The organism is Pseudonocardia sp. P1 (genome assembly GCF_000178675.2).
Taxonomy (GTDB): Bacteria; Actinomycetota; Actinomycetes; order Mycobacteriales; family Pseudonocardiaceae; genus Pseudonocardia.
Genome location: NZ_ADUJ02000001.1, coordinates 2,201,806 through 2,218,946, shown reverse-complemented (window position 1 = coordinate 2,218,946; position 17,141 = coordinate 2,201,806). Strand labels below are relative to the sequence as shown.

Genomic DNA, 17,141 nt, shown 5'->3' with positions numbered 1-17,141 from the left:
ATGGACCGCGGGCCCGCGGGAACCCTCCGGGATGAGCGAACCCGGCGACGCGACACGGACGGCAGGCCCGGCGGTGGAGGAGCAGCTCCCGCCCGACGCCCTCACCTACACCGGGCCCGCGCACACCGGCGCGCCCCGGCTCGGCGGGTCCGCCGGCATCCACGGTGTCCGGCCCGTCACCGAGGCGGAGGTGCGTGAGCACGAGCGGTTCGACACCGCCGACCTGCGCCTGTTCGCGGTCGGCGTCGAGCTCGCCGTCGAGCGGATCGTCCCCGACCGCGGCGCGCCGGTCGCGCCCAGCGTCACCTGGGTGCTCCGGCTGCCCGACGGCGACCCGGTCGAGGAGCTGCGGGTGCCGCAGGCCGGCGGCGGGATCGAGGGCGTCGACCCGGAGGGCGTCCCGCCGGAGATCGACGCGCTGCTCCGCCGGGTCCGCGGCGACGCCGAGCTCCGCCCGGTCGGGCGGGTGCGGATCGTGCGGTCGGTGGGCCTCCTGCACGACGCCGCCGGGCGCGAGCTCGCGTCGCTCCAGCGCGACCAGGTGCAGGCCGGGACGCTCGGCGGATCGACGTCGGGGGAGGCCTGGAGCGAGGCCGTCGTCCGGCCGGGGACGGCGGGCACCGACGTGCTGCAGGAGATCGACGGCGCGCTGCGCGACACCGGACTCGTCCGCGGGCCGGGTCAGGCCCGCCGGACGCTCGCCGCGCTGTTCGCCGCCGCCGGGCCCGCCGAGCCGCCGCGCCGCCGGGGCCGCAAGGGCACCGCGGGGCGCGCGCTGCTCGACCACGTCGCACGGCAGGTGGACACCCTCGCCGCGCGCGAGGCCGACCTGCGTGCCGACCGGCCCGACGCCGTGCACCAGATGCGGGTGTCCGCCCGCCGGATCCGTAGCGCGCTGCGGACCTTCTCGCGGGTGTTCGAGGGGCCACGGGTGCCGCACCTGGTCGCGGAGCTGCGCTGGCTGGGTCGGGCCCTCGCCGGTGAGCGCGACGCCGAGGTCCAGGAGGCCCGGCTGAACGGCCGCCTCGACGACCTGGACCCGGAACTGCTGCTCGGCCCGGTGCAGGCCGCCGTCACCCGGCACTTCGCCCGCACCCGCGCCGAGACCGGCGCGGCGGTGACCGAGGTCGTCGACGGCGAGCGCTACGCCGCCCTGCGCGGGGCGCTGCTGCGGCTGCTGGCCGACCCGCCGCTGTCGTCGCGCGCCGACCGGCCGGCACGGGAGACGCTGCCGCGGATGGTCGGCCGGACCGCCCGCAAGCTGGAGCGGCGGATGGAGGCCGCACTCGCCGACCTCGACGCCGGGCACGTCGCGCCGACCTCCCTGCACGACGCCCGCAAGACCGGCAAGCAGCTCCGCTACGCCACCGACGTCGCCCGTCCCGCCGTCGGGAAGGACGCGCGGGCCTTCTCGAAGCAGCTCAAGAAGGTGCAGACCGTGCTCGGCGACCACCAGGACGCCGTGGTGTCCCGGGAGCTCCTGCGGACCCTCGGCGCCCGCGCCGGCGCGGAGAGCCGCAACGGGTTCACCTTCGGTGTGCTGCACGGGCGGGACACGGCGGCCATGATCGGGCTGGAGGAGCGGCTGCCCGGGGTCTGGGAGCACGTGTGGACCACGAGATCCCGCCGCTGGATGCGGCGCCGCTAGCCTGCGAGGTGTGAGAGACGCCGTCGCCGACCTGCGCCGGATCGCGTTCCTGCTGGAGCGGGCACACGAGTCGACCTACCGCGTCCGGGCGTTCCGCACCGCCGCCGCGGCGCTGCGGGGCACCGGCCCCGACGAGCTCGCCCGGCTGCACGCGGCCGGCTCGCTCACCGATCTGCGCGGGGTCGGCGAGGTCACCGCCCGTTGCGTGGGGGAGTCGGTCGCCGGCGAGGAACCGGTCTACCTGCGGCGCCTGGAGGACGCCGTCGCGCGGGCCGACGCCGACGGCGTCCCGCTCGCCGAGGCCGCCGTGACGCTGCGGCAGTCGTTGCGCGGGGACTGCCACAGCCACACCGACGCGTCCGACGGCGGGTCGCCGCTCACCGAGATGGCGGAGACGGCGATCGGGCTCGGCCACGACTACCTCGTCGTCACCGACCACTCGCCGCGCCTCACCGTCGCCAACGGGCTCTCCGCGGACCGGCTGCGCCGCCAGCTGGAGCAGGTCGCGGAGCTGAACGAGCGGATCGCCGGCACCGGGTCGGACTTCCGGGTACTGACCGGGATCGAGGTCGACATCCTCGACGACGGCGCCCTCGACCAGGACGCCGACCTGCTCGCCGAGCTCGACCTCGTCGTCGCCAGCGTGCACTCGAAGCTGCGGATGCCGCGCGACGAGATGACGGAGCGGATGCTCACCGCCGTCGCGAACCCCCACGTCGACGTGCTCGGGCACTGCACCGGGCGGATGGTCACCGGCCGGCGGAAGCGCCCGGAGTCGGAGTTCGACGCCACCGCCGTGTTCGACGCCTGCGCGGAGCACGGCGTCGCCGTCGAGATCAACTCGCGGCCGGAGCGGCTCGACCCGCCGAAACGGCTGCTCCGCCTCGCCGTCGAGGCCGGGTGCGAGTTCACGATCGACACCGACGCGCACGCCCCCGGCCAGCTCGACTGGCTCGACCACGGCTGCGCCCGCGCCGTCGCCTGCGGGGTCGCGCCGGAGCGGATCCGCAACACCCGCGACGCGGCGGGGCTGCTCGGCACCGCGCCCGCCTGACCGGCCGCTCTCAGCGCAGCTCGAAGTCGGCGAAGTCGAACCCGGGGGAGACGACGCAGCTCACCAGGACGGGCTCGTCGCCGAGCGGGTACGCCCGCTGCCACACCCCGGCCGGGACCTCACGCTGGGGGAGCGTCTCCGGATCCGCCGCGCCGAGGCGGAGCACCTGCTCGGTGCCGGGCGCGTCCCCGTCGCCGCCCAGGACGAGCTCCGCGGCGGAGCCCGAGTGCCACAGCCACAGCTCGGTCGACCGGACCCGGTGCCACCGGCCCGGACCGTCCATCAGGTAGAGGATGGCGGTCGCCGTGGGCCGGTCCCCGTGCGGCGTCGGGACGGACGCGGGGGAGGTCCAGGTCCGCCGGTACCAGCCACCCTCCGGGTGAGGTGCGAGGTCCAGCGCGGCAGCGAGATCGGGGCGCGACACGGCCCCACTGTCGCAGAGCACCGCTCCCCGCACCCACCGCCCGCCCCGCCCGCCCCGCCCGCCCCACCGCTTCGCCCCCGGCGCTGCCGCACTCCCGCCCCGCCCCGCCCGCCCCGCGCTGCCGCACCCTCCGACCGCGCCGCGCACCTTCCGACCGCGCGCCGCACCCCACGCGACGGGTGCGTGGAGCAGCGAAGGGGTGCGCCGAGCAGCGACGGGCGCGGGACGGGGTGCGTGCCGGTCACGGGCGGTGAGTTCCGCGCCACCGACGTCACCGTGGGTCGATCTCTCCCGGCGCGAGCACCGATCGGGGGTGACTCGGACGAGTGTTTCGGCTGGCGCCCCTCACCGACTGCTCGTCTGATGGGGCGGTCGGTAACCGAGTGACGGGAGTGACTCACGGTGCGTGCGAACACGAGGACCCGGTCGCGGGCGCTGGCCGTGGCGTCCGCGCTGGCGGTGACGCTGGCGGTCACGGCGACGACGGCCGCGGGCACCGCCACGGCGCATTCCACGGACCCGGCGCCCACGAGCAACGCCACGACGCAGTCCACGGACCCGGCGCGCACGAGCAACGCCACGACGCAGCCCGCGGACCCGGCACGCGCAGGCGCTGTCGCCGCGCAGCCCGCCGCGCAGCCGCAGCCCGACGCGGAGCCGGCACCTCCGGCAACCGGACCGGCACCGCAGCAACCGCAGCAGCAGCAGGCCCCCGCCCCGGCGTCGCACTGCACGACGACCGCCGCCGACACGCTCGGCTGGGGCGAGCCGACCCGCCGGTCCGACTTCGACGGCACCGCCCTCCCGCCGGACTGGCACCCCTACGGCCCCGAACCCGGCCACGACAAGCAGGGCATCCGCACCCCGGACCAGGTCTCCGTCGCCGACGGCGCCATGACGATCAGGGGCGACGAGGACGGCACCACCGGCGCCGTCAGCTGGCACCCCGGTCAGAAGTACGGCCGGTGGGAGGCGTGCGTGCAGTCGGAGAAGGCGTCCGGCGGGCTCAACGCGCTGCTGCTGCTCTGGCCCGTCGCCGAGGACTTCCCGGTCGGTGGCGAGGTCGACTGGATGGAGATCACCGACGACACCCGGCAGGAGACGGAGTTCTTCCTGCACTACGGGGAGAACAACGACCAGGACTACGGCTCCGTCGAGCACGACGCGACGCAGTGGTCGGCCTACGCGCTCGAGTGGACGCCGGAGAAGATCACGGCCTTCGTGAACGGGAAGGAGTGGTACTCGACCACGAACACCGAGCAGTTCCCGCCGCGGCCGATGAACATGACCATGCAGCTGGACTACTTCGGCGACGCGGGCGGCCCGACCGCCATGCACATGGACTGGGCGAAGCAGTGGGCGCTGCCCGAGAGCGAGCCGGCGGAGCTGACCCTGGCGCCCGGCTCGAACGCGACCGGCCAGCCGAAGGACTTCCCCGAGCGGGCGCCGCGCAGGCTCGGCTGATCAGCCGGCGAGGTCCGCGGCGTCGAGCTCGGCCCGGGTAGGCGGGTTCGCACCGTGCCGGGAGCAGGTGATCGCGGCCGCGGCGACGGCCTCGGCGAGCACGCCGTCGAGGGCCTCGCGCCCGATGCGGTAGAGGTCGTCGCGGGCGATCGCGCCGAGCAGCCCGCGCCGGTGCAGCCCGGCCAGCAGCGCGGCGGAGAAGCTGTCCCCGGCCCCGACGGTGTCGACGACGTCGATCCGCCGGCCCGGCAGCACGCTGTGCAGCCCCGACGCGGTGCCGGCCAGCACGCCTTCCGCCCCCAGCGTCACGACGACGACGGCAGGCCCGAGGTCCAGCCACTCGCCGACGATGTCACCGGGCTCGCGTCCCGGGTGCAGCCAGGCGAGGTCCTCCTCGCTGACCTTCACCACGTCGGCCAGCCCGAGGAGCTCGTGCACGCCGGGCAGGACCTCCTCCGGGGTGCCCATCAGCAACGGCCGGAAGTTGGGGTCGTAGCTCACCGTCGCGGTGTCGACCGCCGAGGCCAGGAGCTCGCGCAGCGCCTCGTGCCCGGGCGCGGTCGTGAGCGCCAGCGATCCGGAGTGGACGGCCAGGACGGGTCCGCCGGGGCCCTCGTCCAGGGCGCCCTCGAGCTCGTCGGTGGTCCACTGCCAGTCCGCGGTGCCCGAGATGCGGAAGTCGTAGGACGCCTGCCCGTCGTCGGCCAGCTCGACGATCGCCAGCGACGACGGCTCGCCGGCCTCGACGGCGTGCGACAGGTCGACGCCGTTGCCCGCCAGATGGTCGCGCAGCTTCCGGCCCAGCAGGTCGTCGGCCAGCCGGGCGAGCATCCGGGCCGGGACGTCCAGCCGCGACAGGCCGACCGCGACGTTCGCCGGGCTGCCACCGGGTGCGAACTCCCAGTACCCCTCGGCCGGGGCGGGGACGATGTCGACGAGGGCCTCTCCGGCGACGGCGATCACTCCGTGTGGCGGACGTCCGGCAGCTGTGTCGGGCATGGGGGGCACTGTATCGACCGGTGGACGACCCGGACCCACTCCGTGCACGCGCCCCCACCCGGCGTGCACGGTCCGTGGCACGTGGTAGGCATGTCGGGTGCCCCGGAAGATCCCGGTCGTGGTGCTGGCCGGTTTCCTCGGAGCCGGCAAGACGACCCTGCTGAACCATCTCCTCGCCACCGGCGGGGACGCGCGCATCGGTGTCGTCGTCAACGACTTCGGCTCGGTCGGCATCGACGCGATGCGCCTGGCGGGGCAGGCGGGCGAGGTCGTCGGCCTCGGCAACGGCTGCCTGTGCTGCGAGGTCGGGGAGGACGGCGTCGCCGGGGTCCTGGAGAACCTGACCCGCCGCCGTGACGAGATCGACGTGATCGTCATCGAGGCCAGCGGGATCGCCGAGCCCGGCACGCTGGTCCAGCTGGTGCTCGACGCGCTCGGCAGGCACCTCAGCTTCGGCGGGCTCGTCGAGGTGGTCGACGCCGCCGAGTTCGAGGACACCCGCCGCCGGCACGCGCAGCTGGACAAGCACGTCGGGATGGCCGACCTCGTCGTCCTCAACAAGATCGACCGGGTCGGGCCGGGGACGCTGTGGCGGGTGCGACGGCTGTGCCGCGAGGCCAACCCCCGGGCCCTGATCGTCCCGGTGCGCGACGGTGCGGTCGACCCGGCGCTGCTGTTCGACATCGAGGTCGTCCCCGGGCGGCAGCTGATGCTCGGCGAGCAGGTGCGCGAGGCCGGCCACGACCACGAGGCCCACCTGCACGCCGGCTACCAGAGCCTCACGTTCGAGTGCGACGACCCGCTCGACGCCGGGCGTCTGCAGGACCTCCTCGACGCCCGCCCGTCCGGGCTCTACCGGATCAAGGGCTCGGTGCGGTTCGCCGCCGCGCCCGGCCGGGAACGCTGGGACCTGCACACCGTCGGCCGCTACGTCCGGTTCCACCGCACCCGGTGGGACGCCGACGAACCCCGCCGCACCACGCTGGTGCTGATCGGCACCGGACTCGACGAGGCCGCCCTGCGGCGCTCGCTGGAGGCGTGCGTCGCGGGCGACGGGGACCGCCGCGACACCGACGCTCTGCTCCCCGTCGCCCGCTACGCGGTGTGACCGCGGCGCCCGCTCAGACGGAGGTGAGGTCGGGGCCGGTCGCCGGCTCGGCCAGCGTGGTCAGGGCGCCGGCCGCCCAGGTCTCCCCACCGCCGACGGCCGTCCACAGCAGCCCGCCGAGGGTCCGCGTCGGGTCGATCCGCCCGGCCTGCCAGGACCGGCTCGCGGCGAGCCGCTCGGCCCGCGCGCATAGCTGCCAGTCCGCCGACGACCGGTCGGTCACGTCGAGCGCGAAACGGGTGTTCCCGAACCGCGCGCGGTAGCGGCGCACCGGGTCGGTCGCCGCGTGGACCAGCGACAGCAGCGCCGCGGCGGCGGCGAACGCGACTGGCAGCCCGATCACGAACACCAGCATCGCCAGGGTCCAGCTGTGCGCACCCACGGTCACCGCGGTGACGGTCGCGGCGAGGAACGCGCTCGCGGTCATGACGCCGGCGGGGACCTTCGTGTAGACGAGGTCGCCGGCGTCGTCGATGACGTAGGAGGTGCCCTGGAGCAGCGCAGGATCGTGCACGCGGTAGCCGCGGCGCGTGCGGACGAGTGTCGGGAGCCGATCGGTGGGAGCACCGGTGGTGAAGTCGTTCATGGTCGTGCTCGATCTGTGAGAAAGCTGCTGCTCGCGGCCCACCGGATGGCCGTCTCGCCCGGTCAGTCGCACACGATGCCCGTCCGTGTTACGGATTCACAACGACTGGACTGTGCATCACCTGTGTGTCGTTGATCACCCCCGGTTGCGAGGGGTCGACGCAGACCCCCTGGCGTGTCACCCGGGTGGCCACGGGTCGCCCCACGCGGCGTCGCGGGCGGCCCGGTACAGCTCCTTGCGGCTGCGCGGAACGGGGGTGTCGCGCAGGGAACCGTCCGCCGCGCACACACGCAGCGTCACGAGCCCCTTCCGCGTCTGCGGGTGCCGCACCACCCGTCCCGGCGCCGGCGCGGCCGTGTCCCGGACGGCGACGACGTAGGAGAACTTCTCGTCCTCGTGACCCAGTGAGCCGGCCTTGAGCGCGCGGTGCCGCGAGCTGCGGCTGACCCGGGCCGCGAAGTGGCACCAGTCGTCGCCGGTCACCGGGCAGACGTCGTCGTGCGGGCAGGGTGCCGCGATCCGCAGCCCGGCGGCGAGCAGCCGGGACCGGGCGGCCAGAACCCGCGCGTACCCGGCGGGCGTCCCCGGTTCGACGACGACCACCACCCGTGCCGTGCGGGCCGCCGCGTCCACCAGCGCCGCCCGTACCGGCTCGGGCAGCTCACCGAGCAGGTAACAGGCGGTGAGCAGATCGGTGTCCGGCAGCTCCGTGCCGGTGCCGAGCACGGCGGACTCCCAGCGGGCGCCCCGCACCGACGGCGCCGACGCCCCCTCGGCCAGCCGGCGCCCGAGCGCCCGTGCCGGGGCGGCCGCCTCGAGCACCGTGGCCCGGCGCACCGACGGCCACACCTGCGCCGCCGCCCACACCGCGGCACCCGTCCCGCCACCGAGGTCGACGTGCGAGACCGGATCGGGCACCCGCCCGGCCACCCGCCCGAGGACGTCGACGACCGCGGCGTGCGTCGCCGGCATCCGGTACGCCGCGTAGGCGGCCGCGTCGTCGTCGGTGCGCAGGATCGGCGACGAGGGCACCGACCCGCTGCGGTACTCGCCGATCAGCCGCTCGACGAGCGGTGCGAGCCGCCCGCCCGGGATCGGGTCCAGTACCCCGTCGAGCGCGGCACCGAGGTCGTCGGCCAGATCGTCCACCCGGCCATCCCACCACCCCGCCCGGGGAGGTCACGGATCGGGAAGCGGTGCGGCCACATGTGGCCGCCTCCCCTCCCGATCGGTGATCTACCGGGTCAGGAGCGGGTCGGCGAGGGCGTCCAGGAGGGGGGCCTGGAGGCGGGCCCAGGGGGAGAGGCCGGAGTCCGGGTCGTCGGCGGCGGCGCGGAAGCGCTCCCAGCTCCACCACCGGGTCTCCTCGACCTCGTCGGGCCGCGGGTCGGGCTCGCCGGTGATCCGCGCGACGAAGACCGGGCAGAGCTCGTTCTCCTCGATGCCGTCCTGCGAGGCGCGGTAGCTGAAGTCGGGCAGCACCAGCCGCAGCTCGGTCGCCCGGATGCCGAGCTCGTCGGAGAGCCTGCGGTGCACCGCGTCGGCCATGTCCTCGCCCGGGGCGGGGTGCCCGCAGCAGGTGTTCGTCCAGACCAGCGGGAACGCCGTCTTGCTGCGGGAACGCCGGGTGACGAGCAGGCGGCCGGCGTCGTCCACGCCGTAACAGGAGAACGCCAGGTGCCGCGGGGTCGTCGCGCCGTGCACGGTCGCCTTGTCGGCCACCCCGACCGGGGCGCCGTCGTCGTCGAGGAGCACGACCTGTTCCATGCGACCTGTCTACCCCAGCGACGCCGCGGTGGCCCGGCGGCGGGCGCGGATCACGCTGCCCGGCAGCTGCGCGGCGACGAGTGCGAGCGCCGTGGGGGAGACGGTCCCGCGGGCCAGGCCCAGCCGGACGGCGCAGTCGAACACGGTCCGGTGCGCCGCGGCGGCACCGATCGCGGCGTCCAGGAACGCGGGCCGTGCGGCGAGCCGGGCCAGCGTCCCGACGTGCCGGTGGTGCCGGCCGAAGGTCCGGTCCATCGCGTCCCGGTGCACGGCCCCCGCGGACGCGCCGCGCAGCGCGCTGCGGCCGGCGAGGATCCCCGAGGCGACGGCGTCGAAGATCCCCTCGCCGGTCAGCGGGTTGACCTTCGCGGCGGCGTCGCCGGCGAGCACCACCCGGCCGTCGGGCTGGAACCGGGGTGTCGTCGACAGCGGCAGGTGGTGCGCCCGCAGGGTCGCGGGGTCGGGCTGCTGGCCGGGCAGCAGCCCGGCCAGCCGTTCCAGCAGGTCGGCGCGGGACCCGGCGCCGCGTTTGTCGAACACCCCGTAGCCGACGTTCGCGCCGCCCCCGGCGACCGGGAACGACCACGCGTACGCGGGGTGGTCGCCGCCGGCGTACTCGATCGTCAGCGTGCCCGGCTCGGCCGCGACCGGCGCGTACCCGCGGATCGCGACGGCGGTGTCGCCGGGCGGGGCGGCCGGCGCGCCGAGCGCGCGGCGGACCACCGAGTTCGCGCCGTCGGCGGCGACGACCGTCCGTCCGGCGACCACCCCGTCGACGACGACGCGGCCCGGCTCCGGCACGAGCGCCCGGACCCGGTGGGTGCGCAGCTCCGCCCCGGCGGCGACGGCCGCTCCGGCCAGCGCCGCGTCGAGCACCGTCCGCGTGATCACCCGGTTCGGCCGCGGCGCCGCACGGTGCACGGCCCGCCCGCCCGGGGTCCGCAGCCGCAGCCACGGCGCCTCGGGCCCGAGCTCGCGCACGCCGCCGACACCGAGGGCGTCGAGCAGGTCGAACACCTCGGCCGCGACGCCGTCACCGCACACCTTGTCCCGCGGGAACGCCTGCGCGTCGAGCATCAGCACCGTCGCGTCCGGCCGCAGCCGCAACGCGTTCAGGGCCGCCGCGGCACCGGCCGGACCGGCCCCGACCACGACGACGTCGTACGTGTGCATGCGTCCCATTCTGCGCGTCCGCCCCGGGCGGACGGCGTTCGCCGGGCACGGAATCCGTTCGCCGTGGAACGCGGCGTCGTGTTCACTCGATGTACCGCACGACCGTCCGTCCGCGGTCCCGCATGCCCTCGACCGGGGGCCGGACCGTGCCCGAACCGCGAAGGAGTCCCGCTGTGACGACCGAGCCGACGACCGGTCCCGTCCCGGAGGCGGAGCGGCTCCCGGTGGGTGCTCCGCTCATCATCTCGCTGCTGGTCGGGTCCGCCTTCGTCATGATCCTCAACGAGACGATCATGAGCGTCGCGCTGCCCGCGCTGATCACCGACCTCGGGATCACCGCCGCGACCGGACAGTGGTTGACCAGCGGTTTCATGCTGACGATGGCCGTCGTCATCCCGATCACCGGGTACCTGCTGCAGCGGTTCCGGCCGCGCGCGGTCTACCTGGCGTCGATGAGCCTGTTCAGCGCGGGCACCCTGCTGTCCGCGCTGGCGCCGACGTTCCCCGTGCTGCTGGGCGGCCGGGTCGTGCAGGCCTGCGGCACCGCGGTGATGGTCCCGCTGCTGATGACGACGATCCTGCGCCTGGTCCCCGCGTCACGGCGCGGGCAGACGATGGGCACGATCTCCATCGTCATCGCGGTCGCGCCCGCCGTCGGGCCGACGATCTCCGGGGTCATCCTCTCCGCGCTCGGCTGGCGATGGATGTTCTGGATCGTCCTGCCGATCGCGCTGCTCGCCCTCGCCGCGGGCGCCACCTGGCTGAAGGTGACCGCCGAGACGTCGACGGCCCCGCTGGACGTGCTGTCGGTCCTGATCTCGGTGGTCGCGTTCTCCGGCATCGTCTACGGGCTGTCCGCGGTCGGCGAGTCCGCCGCCGCGGGCACGCACGGGGGCGTCCCACCCTGGGTGCCGCTGGTGGTCGGGGCGCTCGCACTGGCCGTGTTCGTGCACCGGCAGATCCGGTTGCAGCGGACCGGGGCGCCGCTGCTCGACCTGCGCCCGTTCGCGATCCGCCGTTACACGCTCGCGCTCGTCCTGGTCGCGACCGGTTTCATGTCGCTGTTCGGCGCGATCATCCTGCTGCCCCTCTACATCCAGGACGTGCTCGGCGACAGCGCCTTCGTCGCCGGCCTGGTCGTGCTGCCCGGCGGCCTGGTGATGGGGCTGCTCGGCCCGATCGTCGGACGTGCCTACGACCGGCTCGGCGTGCGCCCGCTCGTCATCCCCGGCGCGGTGGTGCTGGCCGTCGCGATGTGGGGCTTCACGACGCTCGGCGCCGGCTCGCCGATCTGGCTGGTGACGGTGCTGCACGTCGGGCTGTCCGCGGCGCTGGCGCTGATGTTCACGCCGCTGATGACCGACGCGCTCGGTTCCCTCCCCGGTGACCTGTACTCGCACGGCAGCGCCATCGTCACGACGATGCAGCAGGTCGCCGGCGCCGCGGGGACGGCGCTGTTCATCACCGTCATGACCCTGGCCTCCGGCGACGGCGGCATCGACGAGGCCGGGGTGCACGCGGCCTTCCTCGTCGCGGCGTTCGTGTCGCTCGCCGTGGTGGCGCTGGCGTTCCTGACCGGGGGCCGCGCGGCCGCCGACCCGGTCACCTCCGGGACGACGACGCACTGAGCCCGGGCGGCCCGGCCCCCGACGGGCCGGGCCCCGCGCTCCCACGCCGCACCCGGTGACCCCCTGCCGCACCCCGTGATCCCCTGCCGCACCCCACGCAACGGGTGCGCCGGCCCGTCACGGGGTGCCGCGGCTGTCAGAGCGCGACGAGTGCCGGTCCGGCGGTCCGGCTGCCCGGCCCGGTGTGCGGTGTGCGGTGACCCGTCTCCGCGTACCGCCGGTGCGCCGCGGCCGGTCCGGTGCCGCCGGGCGGGATCGGCGGGGCGCCGGAGGCCCGGCACGCCTCCGACCTGCGGCGATACTCCGCAATCCGACAAGCCGGATGCTCGGGACGCCCGATGTCAATACCGTTCCGTCACGCCACGACACGCCCGCTTGCCGACGCGTGTTGTCCGGACCGGTTCCCGTTCGCCGTGGAACCGGCGGAGTCATCCCAGGTCAGCGGCGTGAGCGTGATCGGTTCCCGACCCGGAAGCCACGATCGGGTGAATCCTGGCGGGCGATTTCCGTGCCCCGTCCCGGCATGTCCGGGCCCGTACGGAGTAGTGCAGGTCACCCGGAGCGGCCGAGGCGAGGCCCGGAGCGGTCGGATCCCACCATCTGGACATGTCCGGGCGCGGGTTGGTCCGAACGAGTAGCGCAGACTCTCTCCCATGCACCTCGTCTCCCGGTTCGCGAGTCGGCGCCACGTCGACCTGCGCCGCCAGGCGAGCGCGCTCTGTTCCGGCGCCTGACCGCGCCCGGCCCCGGGGCGCGCCCGCCCCGTCCCGTGCGGACCCGGCTCCGGCCGCTCCGCACCCGTACGGCACGGGACCGCCCCGACCCCTGAGGAAACGTCCGGTATCGCGCCCCGCGCGACCCTCCTGCCCCGCCACCCGGCGGCCCGGGAGGACGGGATCCGACGCCCACCGGAGTTCACGCCCGATCCGCCGGCGCCCCGGCCGCCGTCCTGCACGGACGGCGGTACCGGCCCGCCTCGGACCGGGTGTCCACATCGGATCCCGATCCGCTCCCCGACCACAGAAGGAGACACGTCGTGCCCCAGCACCGCGCACGATCGACGTCCCGGGCCCGGCTGATCGCGGGGGGTGCCGCACTCGCCGGCACCGCCCTGATCGGCCTGTCCGGCGCGGCCCAGGCGGCCACGCCGGACGTCGTCCCGGACCTCGGCCCGCTGCTCAGCGCGCCGAACGACGCCCAGCCGGACCCGGCGCCCACCGCGCCCCCCGTCGAGCCGTCCTACACCGCGTTCGACTCCGACGAGCCGATCAAGCAGCTGCGTGACTTCGCCCCCGCGGGCGTGCCCGCCGCCGGGCTCGTCGACGTGGTGAGCCAGGCGCCGAAGCAGATCACCCCGACCGTCCTCCAGAGCGGAACGGTCGGCGAATGAGTCTGCTCCCGAAGTCCCGCTGGGGTCGACGGACCGCGTTCGCCCTGCTGGGCGCGGCCGTCGTCGCCGGGGTCGTCGCGGTCCCGGCGACGGCACAGAACAGCATCGACAAGGTCAAGTCCGAGGTCACCGGCTCCGACGGCAAGGACTACTGGGTCGAGAACAACCTCACGCCGGAGGCCCGTCAGCAGTCCGCCGACGGGCCCAAGAAGGAGTACGCGATCGTCTGGGCCGGTGACGAGAACGTCGCCGACACCGCGGTCTCCGACGTGCGGGAGCTGCCCGGCTCCCTCACCGACCCGATCGACAAGGTCCGCGACTCCCTGCCGGGGCCGGACTTCGTCGCCGTGGTCGACGCGACCAAGGGCACCCCGGACTACGGCAAGGTCGTGAACACCGCGACCGTCGGGCCGCTGGTCGAGAACGAGCCGCACCACATGCAGTACACGTGGCGCAAGGGCGACAAGATCTACGCGGGTGGCCTCTACTCGGCGGCCACCTACGTCTTCGACGTCACCGCGCTGCCGGAGCTCAAGCTCTCCGGCATCTCGCTGCCGTCGCAGACCCTCTGCGGCTCGGTGCCGGACGCCTACTGGGTGCTCAACGACGGCACCGCCTACGGGACCTACATGGGCGGCCCCGTCGCCCCGGGCCCGTGCCGCTACACCCACGGCGAGGTCCGCACCGGCAACGGCTTCGCGGGGGCCCCGGGCTCCGTGGTGCGGTTCGGTGAGGACGGCGAGAACCTGGTCGAGGCCCCGGCCGCGACCGAGACGCCGGAGGACCCGACCCAGTGCCTCAACATGCCGGCACTGGGCAACCCGACCTGCGCCAACCCGCACGGCATCCAGCTGCGCGAGGACCTGGACACCATGGTCACGAGCGACTACGCCGAGCCGAGGTCGATCATCCTCGACCCGGTGAAGAACCCGTCGCCGTACCTGCGACGACCGACGGTCCGGACCTGGGACATCTCCGACCTGAACCACCCGAAGGTCAAGTCGGTGCAGTACCTGCCCACCGGTCCGCGATCCAACGGCGAGGACCCGCTGCGCAACGAGAACCGCGCCGCGATGGAGACCACGGTCACCAACCAGCCCGGCAACAAGGGCGCGTTCGCCCAGACCATGCAGGGTGGCGCGATCTTCTACACCCCGGACATCACCGCTGAGAACCCGGAGTGGAAGGAGGTCTTCGACCTCGGCACCGCCGCGCCGGAGCTCGGCGTGGGTGGCGAGAACGGTGGCCCGAGCGCGAACGGCGGCTGGATCCAGACCAGCCCCGACGACAAGACGCTCTACCACGCCACGATCGGCCGCAAGGCCGGCACGCTGGGCCCGGACGACAAGGGCACGGCGGGCGGCGTGATCGCGCTCGACATCGAGAAGCTGGTCGGCTCGGGCAACGCGCCCGAGTGCTCGATCGACACGATCGAGGAGACCACCGCCGGTGGTGCCGAGGGCGACTGCCCGACCATCAGGAGCACGGTCGGCATCAACCCGGACCAGACCGGGGCGGGCCCGCACTGGGGCGCCCTGGACAACCTGGAGCTGGGTGACGACGGCTTCTACCACCACACCGACCAGCCGAAGCGCCTCGCGACCGCGAACTACTTCGTGGCCCGCACCGGGCTCGACGGCGACCACCGGGTGTGCATGGTGGACATCGCGGAGGACGGCGAGCTCGCCGTGGACGAGACCTTCAAGGACGAGGACACGGGCGACACCTGCATCAACTTCAACCGCGAGAACTGGCCGCACGGTGCGTTCGGCAACGCCAAGCCGCACTCGATGCTGTTCGTCGCCGCGGACGAGGACATCAAGGACTGATGTCGGTGTTCGCAACCCTGCTGCCCCACGGGGCAGCGCTCGTGCCGGCCGACGGGCTCCTGCCCGCCGGCCCGGCCGGGGCCGGCCCCGCCACCGTGATCACCACGGTGGCGGGTGCCGCCCCGGCAGGCCCGGCGCTCGCCGCCGGGATCGTCGACGGTGCTCCGCCCGCGGAGACCGTCCTGCGCCTGGTACTGCTCACCGCACTCGCCGTCGTCGCGGGGACCGGGCTCGTGCGGGTCCTCTCCGGACCGGCCGGACGCGCGGAGCGGGTCGTCGCGGGAGTCGCGGCGCTCGCCGCCGTCTCCGCCGCGGTTGCCGCGGTGACCTGGTCCGGTGCCGGCACCTCCTCGTGGACGCTCGGCCTGGTGGCGGTGACCGTCGCCGTCCCGGCCCTGCTGTGGACGTCCCGGCCGGTGCTGGCGGTCGTCCCGGCCGTCGCCGTGACGGTCCTGCTGGTGATGCAGCTGGCCGCCGGCAGTCCGGGGTCGGTGCCGTACCTGCTCGACGCCGGGTACGCCGTCGCCGGCGCGTTGCTCGCCGGTGCGGTGGTGCACCTGTTCGCCACCCGCACCGCGGGCACCCCCGGCGCCGTGGACGTGGTGGACGGCGAGCACAGGACCGCGCGGCCGGGCCGGGTGCGGGTGCTCGCGCTCGTCGCCGGTGTGGCCGCCACGGTGCTGGCCGCGGTCCGGGTCGCCGTGTCCGGGCCGTTCGCACTCGTCGACCTCCCCGGCACCGGCTACGGCCGGGCAGCGGCGGTCACCCTGCTCGCCCCGGCCGCCGTCGTGGCACTGGTGGTCGCCGAGACGCTCGTGTCCCGGCGGGCCGGGCCGTCCGCCCGCGAACGGGTCCGCGCGGCCGCCGTCCGCGAGCGGGGCCGCGGCCTCGCCGCCGTCGCGGCGGTCGCGGGGATCGGCGCCGCGACCCTCCTGGCGGCGCTGCCCGCGCCGGCCCCCGCTGCGGTGCCCGGCCAGGCGCTGCTGCGGGGGCTGGACCTCGGCTCCGGTCCGCTGACCCTCGCGGTCGCACCGATGCGGCCCGGGCCGAACCTGGTGCAGCTCACCGGCGAGGACGTCGAGATCACCGGTGGGGAGGGCGCGGCCGCGATGCCCGGGCACGACGGCGACGCCGCCCCGGCCGGCTACGTCGTCCGCGCCGGGGACCGGGAGGTGCCGTTCGTGCAGCGTGCCGGAGCCCCCGGGGGCTGGGCGCTCGTCGACGTCCCCGCGGGGACCGGCTCGATCACCGTGTCCGACGGTGCGGTCAGCCGCTCGGTGCCGGTCGACGTCGGTGACGAGCGGACCGCGCCGGAGGGCAGCGCCGGGGCCGACGGGCCGGAGTGCCTGTCCGCCGTCCTGGGACGGATCACCGCCGGTGGCGACCCCACCGTCGGGACCTGCCCGTCGGAGACGCTCGATCCCGCCGACGAGCAGGCCCTGCGTGCCACGGTCCGCTCGCTCGCGGGCAGCGGGGTGCCGGGCGTCGCGCTCGCCGCGGACGCGTCACCGCGCTCGCGGGCGGCGGCCGGCGCCGTCCGCGCCGAGGCGACCGCCGCCGGGCTCCGGCTGAGCGAGCGTGCCGGTGCGGACGACGCACTGCTGGTCCTGTCCGGCTGGCAGGGCGGCGCGACGACGCTGCGCGACACCACGGTCGCCGCCGTGGAGCGACCCACGGCACTCGGCGGAATCTACCTCGCACCCTGGCTGTTGACCGGCGGCGTGCTGGCACACACCCCGGGCGTCCTCCTGCCGCTCGACTTCGGACCGCAGGAGGAGATCCCGCAGCGCTACGTCCGCTCGCTGTCCGTCGTCGCCCCCGGCTCGTCGCCGTCGGTGGCCGGGCTGCGGGCCTGGGCCGCCGAGAGCGGCGTGCGGTTCGACGAACCGCCCGCGCTGTACGGTGCCGCACCGGTCAGCGTCCCGATGACCAGCGGCGACGACGACCATCACCAGCCGAACACGGCCGCCTGGTTCCCGGGTGGAGCCGTCGTCCGGATCGGTGGTCCGCTGGACACGGCGCCCCCGGCGCCCACCCCATGAGCACGCCCCCACCCATCCGAGGAGAGACA

At 75.2% G+C, this 17,141-nt stretch carries 15 protein-coding genes; 9 read left to right on the top strand and 6 right to left on the bottom strand.

Features of this window, described 5'->3' with window-relative positions; all coding sequences use genetic code 11:
• The first annotated feature begins 31 nt into the window (after positions 1-31).
• Both PP1_RS09740 and PP1_RS09735 read left to right on the top strand, forming a co-directional pair.
• Entirely contained in the window at positions 32-1,648 is a 1,617-nt protein-coding gene (locus PP1_RS09740) for a CYTH and CHAD domain-containing protein (protein WP_083697051.1), read from the top strand.
• Positions 1,649-1,658: 10 nt separating this feature from the next.
• Positions 1,659-2,702: a PHP domain-containing protein gene (locus PP1_RS09735; protein WP_010233368.1), complete on the top strand. Its 1,044-nt coding sequence runs from the start codon at positions 1,659-1,661 to the stop codon at positions 2,700-2,702.
• 10 nt (positions 2,703-2,712) lie between these two features.
• Here the strand turns inward: PP1_RS09735 and PP1_RS09730 are convergent, their stop codons facing one another.
• Entirely contained in the window at positions 2,713-3,126 is a 414-nt protein-coding gene (locus PP1_RS09730) for a cupin domain-containing protein (protein ID WP_029239691.1), read from the bottom strand.
• A gap of 402 nt (positions 3,127-3,528) precedes the next feature.
• Between PP1_RS09730 and PP1_RS09725 the strand changes: the two genes are divergently transcribed.
• On the top strand, positions 3,529-4,590 hold the full coding sequence (locus PP1_RS09725; RefSeq protein ID WP_139323799.1) for a glycoside hydrolase family 16 protein: 1,062 nt from the start codon (positions 3,529-3,531) through the stop codon (positions 4,588-4,590).
• Here PP1_RS09725 and PP1_RS09720 read toward each other — a convergent pair whose 3' ends face one another.
• The gene (locus tag PP1_RS09720) at positions 4,591-5,589 is read right to left on the bottom strand and encodes a carbohydrate kinase family protein (RefSeq protein ID WP_060573446.1); all 999 of its coding nucleotides are present in this window, start codon (positions 5,587-5,589) and stop codon (positions 4,591-4,593) included.
• A gap of 97 nt (positions 5,590-5,686) precedes the next feature.
• On the opposite strand from PP1_RS09720, the gene PP1_RS09715 reads away from it, so the two are divergent.
• Positions 5,687-6,697, top strand: coding sequence for a CobW family GTP-binding protein (locus PP1_RS09715; RefSeq protein ID WP_010233884.1), 1,011 nt, complete (start codon positions 5,687-5,689; stop codon positions 6,695-6,697).
• Positions 6,698-6,710: 13 nt separating this feature from the next.
• On the opposite strand, the gene PP1_RS09710 is transcribed toward PP1_RS09715, so the two are convergent.
• The 4 genes from PP1_RS09710 to PP1_RS09695 all read right to left on the bottom strand — a co-directional run bounded on the left by PP1_RS09710 (position 6,711) and on the right by PP1_RS09695 (position 10,223).
• Positions 6,711-7,283 carry a hypothetical protein gene (locus PP1_RS09710; protein WP_010233887.1) on the bottom strand — a complete coding sequence of 191 codons (573 nt, stop codon included), beginning with the start codon at positions 7,281-7,283 and terminating at the stop codon, positions 6,711-6,713.
• A gap of 177 nt (positions 7,284-7,460) precedes the next feature.
• Positions 7,461-8,432 (bottom strand): small ribosomal subunit Rsm22 family protein, encoded by a 972-nt coding sequence (locus tag PP1_RS09705; protein ID WP_075314034.1) that lies wholly within the window; start codon positions 8,430-8,432, stop codon positions 7,461-7,463.
• Between the two features lie 87 nt (positions 8,433-8,519).
• Positions 8,520-9,050, bottom strand: a complete 531-nt coding sequence (idi, locus tag PP1_RS09700; RefSeq protein WP_010238201.1) for an isopentenyl-diphosphate Delta-isomerase — start codon at positions 9,048-9,050, stop codon at positions 8,520-8,522.
• 9 nt (positions 9,051-9,059) lie between these two features.
• Positions 9,060-10,223, bottom strand: coding sequence for an NAD(P)/FAD-dependent oxidoreductase (locus PP1_RS09695; RefSeq protein WP_075314986.1), 1,164 nt, complete (start codon positions 10,221-10,223; stop codon positions 9,060-9,062).
• A 122-nt stretch (positions 10,224-10,345) separates the two neighbouring features.
• Here PP1_RS09695 and PP1_RS09690 point away from each other — a divergent pair, with 122 nt between their 5' ends.
• The 5 genes from PP1_RS09690 (at position 10,346) to PP1_RS09675 (ending at position 17,112) form a co-directional block, all read left to right on the top strand.
• The gene (locus PP1_RS09690) at positions 10,346-11,851 is read left to right on the top strand and encodes an MDR family MFS transporter (RefSeq protein ID WP_139323800.1); all 1,506 of its coding nucleotides are present in this window, start codon (positions 10,346-10,348) and stop codon (positions 11,849-11,851) included.
• Between the two features lie 653 nt (positions 11,852-12,504).
• Positions 12,505-12,585, top strand: coding sequence for a putative leader peptide (locus PP1_RS31570; RefSeq protein ID WP_369821703.1), 81 nt, complete (start codon positions 12,505-12,507; stop codon positions 12,583-12,585).
• Positions 12,586-12,887: 302 nt separating this feature from the next.
• Complete coding sequence (locus PP1_RS09685) at positions 12,888-13,241, top strand: hypothetical protein (protein WP_010231013.1); 354 nt, start codon at positions 12,888-12,890, stop codon at positions 13,239-13,241.
• On the top strand, positions 13,238-15,070 hold the full coding sequence (locus PP1_RS09680; RefSeq protein WP_010231015.1) for a hypothetical protein: 1,833 nt from the start codon (positions 13,238-13,240) through the stop codon (positions 15,068-15,070). Before PP1_RS09685 ends, PP1_RS09680 begins: the two co-directional genes overlap by 4 nt.
• On the top strand, positions 15,070-17,112 hold the full coding sequence (locus tag PP1_RS09675; RefSeq protein ID WP_075314035.1) for a hypothetical protein: 2,043 nt from the start codon (positions 15,070-15,072) through the stop codon (positions 17,110-17,112). Before PP1_RS09680 ends, PP1_RS09675 begins: the two co-directional genes overlap by 1 nt.
• Positions 17,113-17,141 lie beyond the last annotated feature (29 nt).

Bases quoted from the DNA above. Each gene is read 5' to 3' on its own strand.
- PP1_RS09740 (WP_083697051.1), top strand. From the start codon at position 32: ATGAGCGAACCCGGCGACGCGACACGGACGGCAGGCCCGGCGGTGGAG.
- idi (WP_010238201.1), bottom strand. From the start codon at position 9,050: ATGGAACAGGTCGTGCTCCTCGACGACGACGGCGCCCCGGTCGGGGTG.
- PP1_RS09690 (WP_139323800.1), top strand. From the start codon at position 10,346: ATGCCCTCGACCGGGGGCCGGACCGTGCCCGAACCGCGAAGGAGTCCC.
- PP1_RS09710 (WP_010233887.1), bottom strand. From the start codon at position 7,283: ATGAACGACTTCACCACCGGTGCTCCCACCGATCGGCTCCCGACACTC.
- PP1_RS09720 (WP_060573446.1), bottom strand. From the start codon at position 5,589: ATGCCCGACACAGCTGCCGGACGTCCGCCACACGGAGTGATCGCCGTC.
- PP1_RS31570 (WP_369821703.1), top strand. From the start codon at position 12,505: ATGCACCTCGTCTCCCGGTTCGCGAGTCGGCGCCACGTCGACCTGCGC.
- PP1_RS09675 (WP_075314035.1), top strand. From the start codon at position 15,070: ATGTCGGTGTTCGCAACCCTGCTGCCCCACGGGGCAGCGCTCGTGCCG.
- PP1_RS09695 (WP_075314986.1), bottom strand. From the start codon at position 10,223: ATGCACACGTACGACGTCGTCGTGGTCGGGGCCGGTCCGGCCGGTGCC.
- PP1_RS09680 (WP_010231015.1), top strand. From the start codon at position 13,238: ATGAGTCTGCTCCCGAAGTCCCGCTGGGGTCGACGGACCGCGTTCGCC.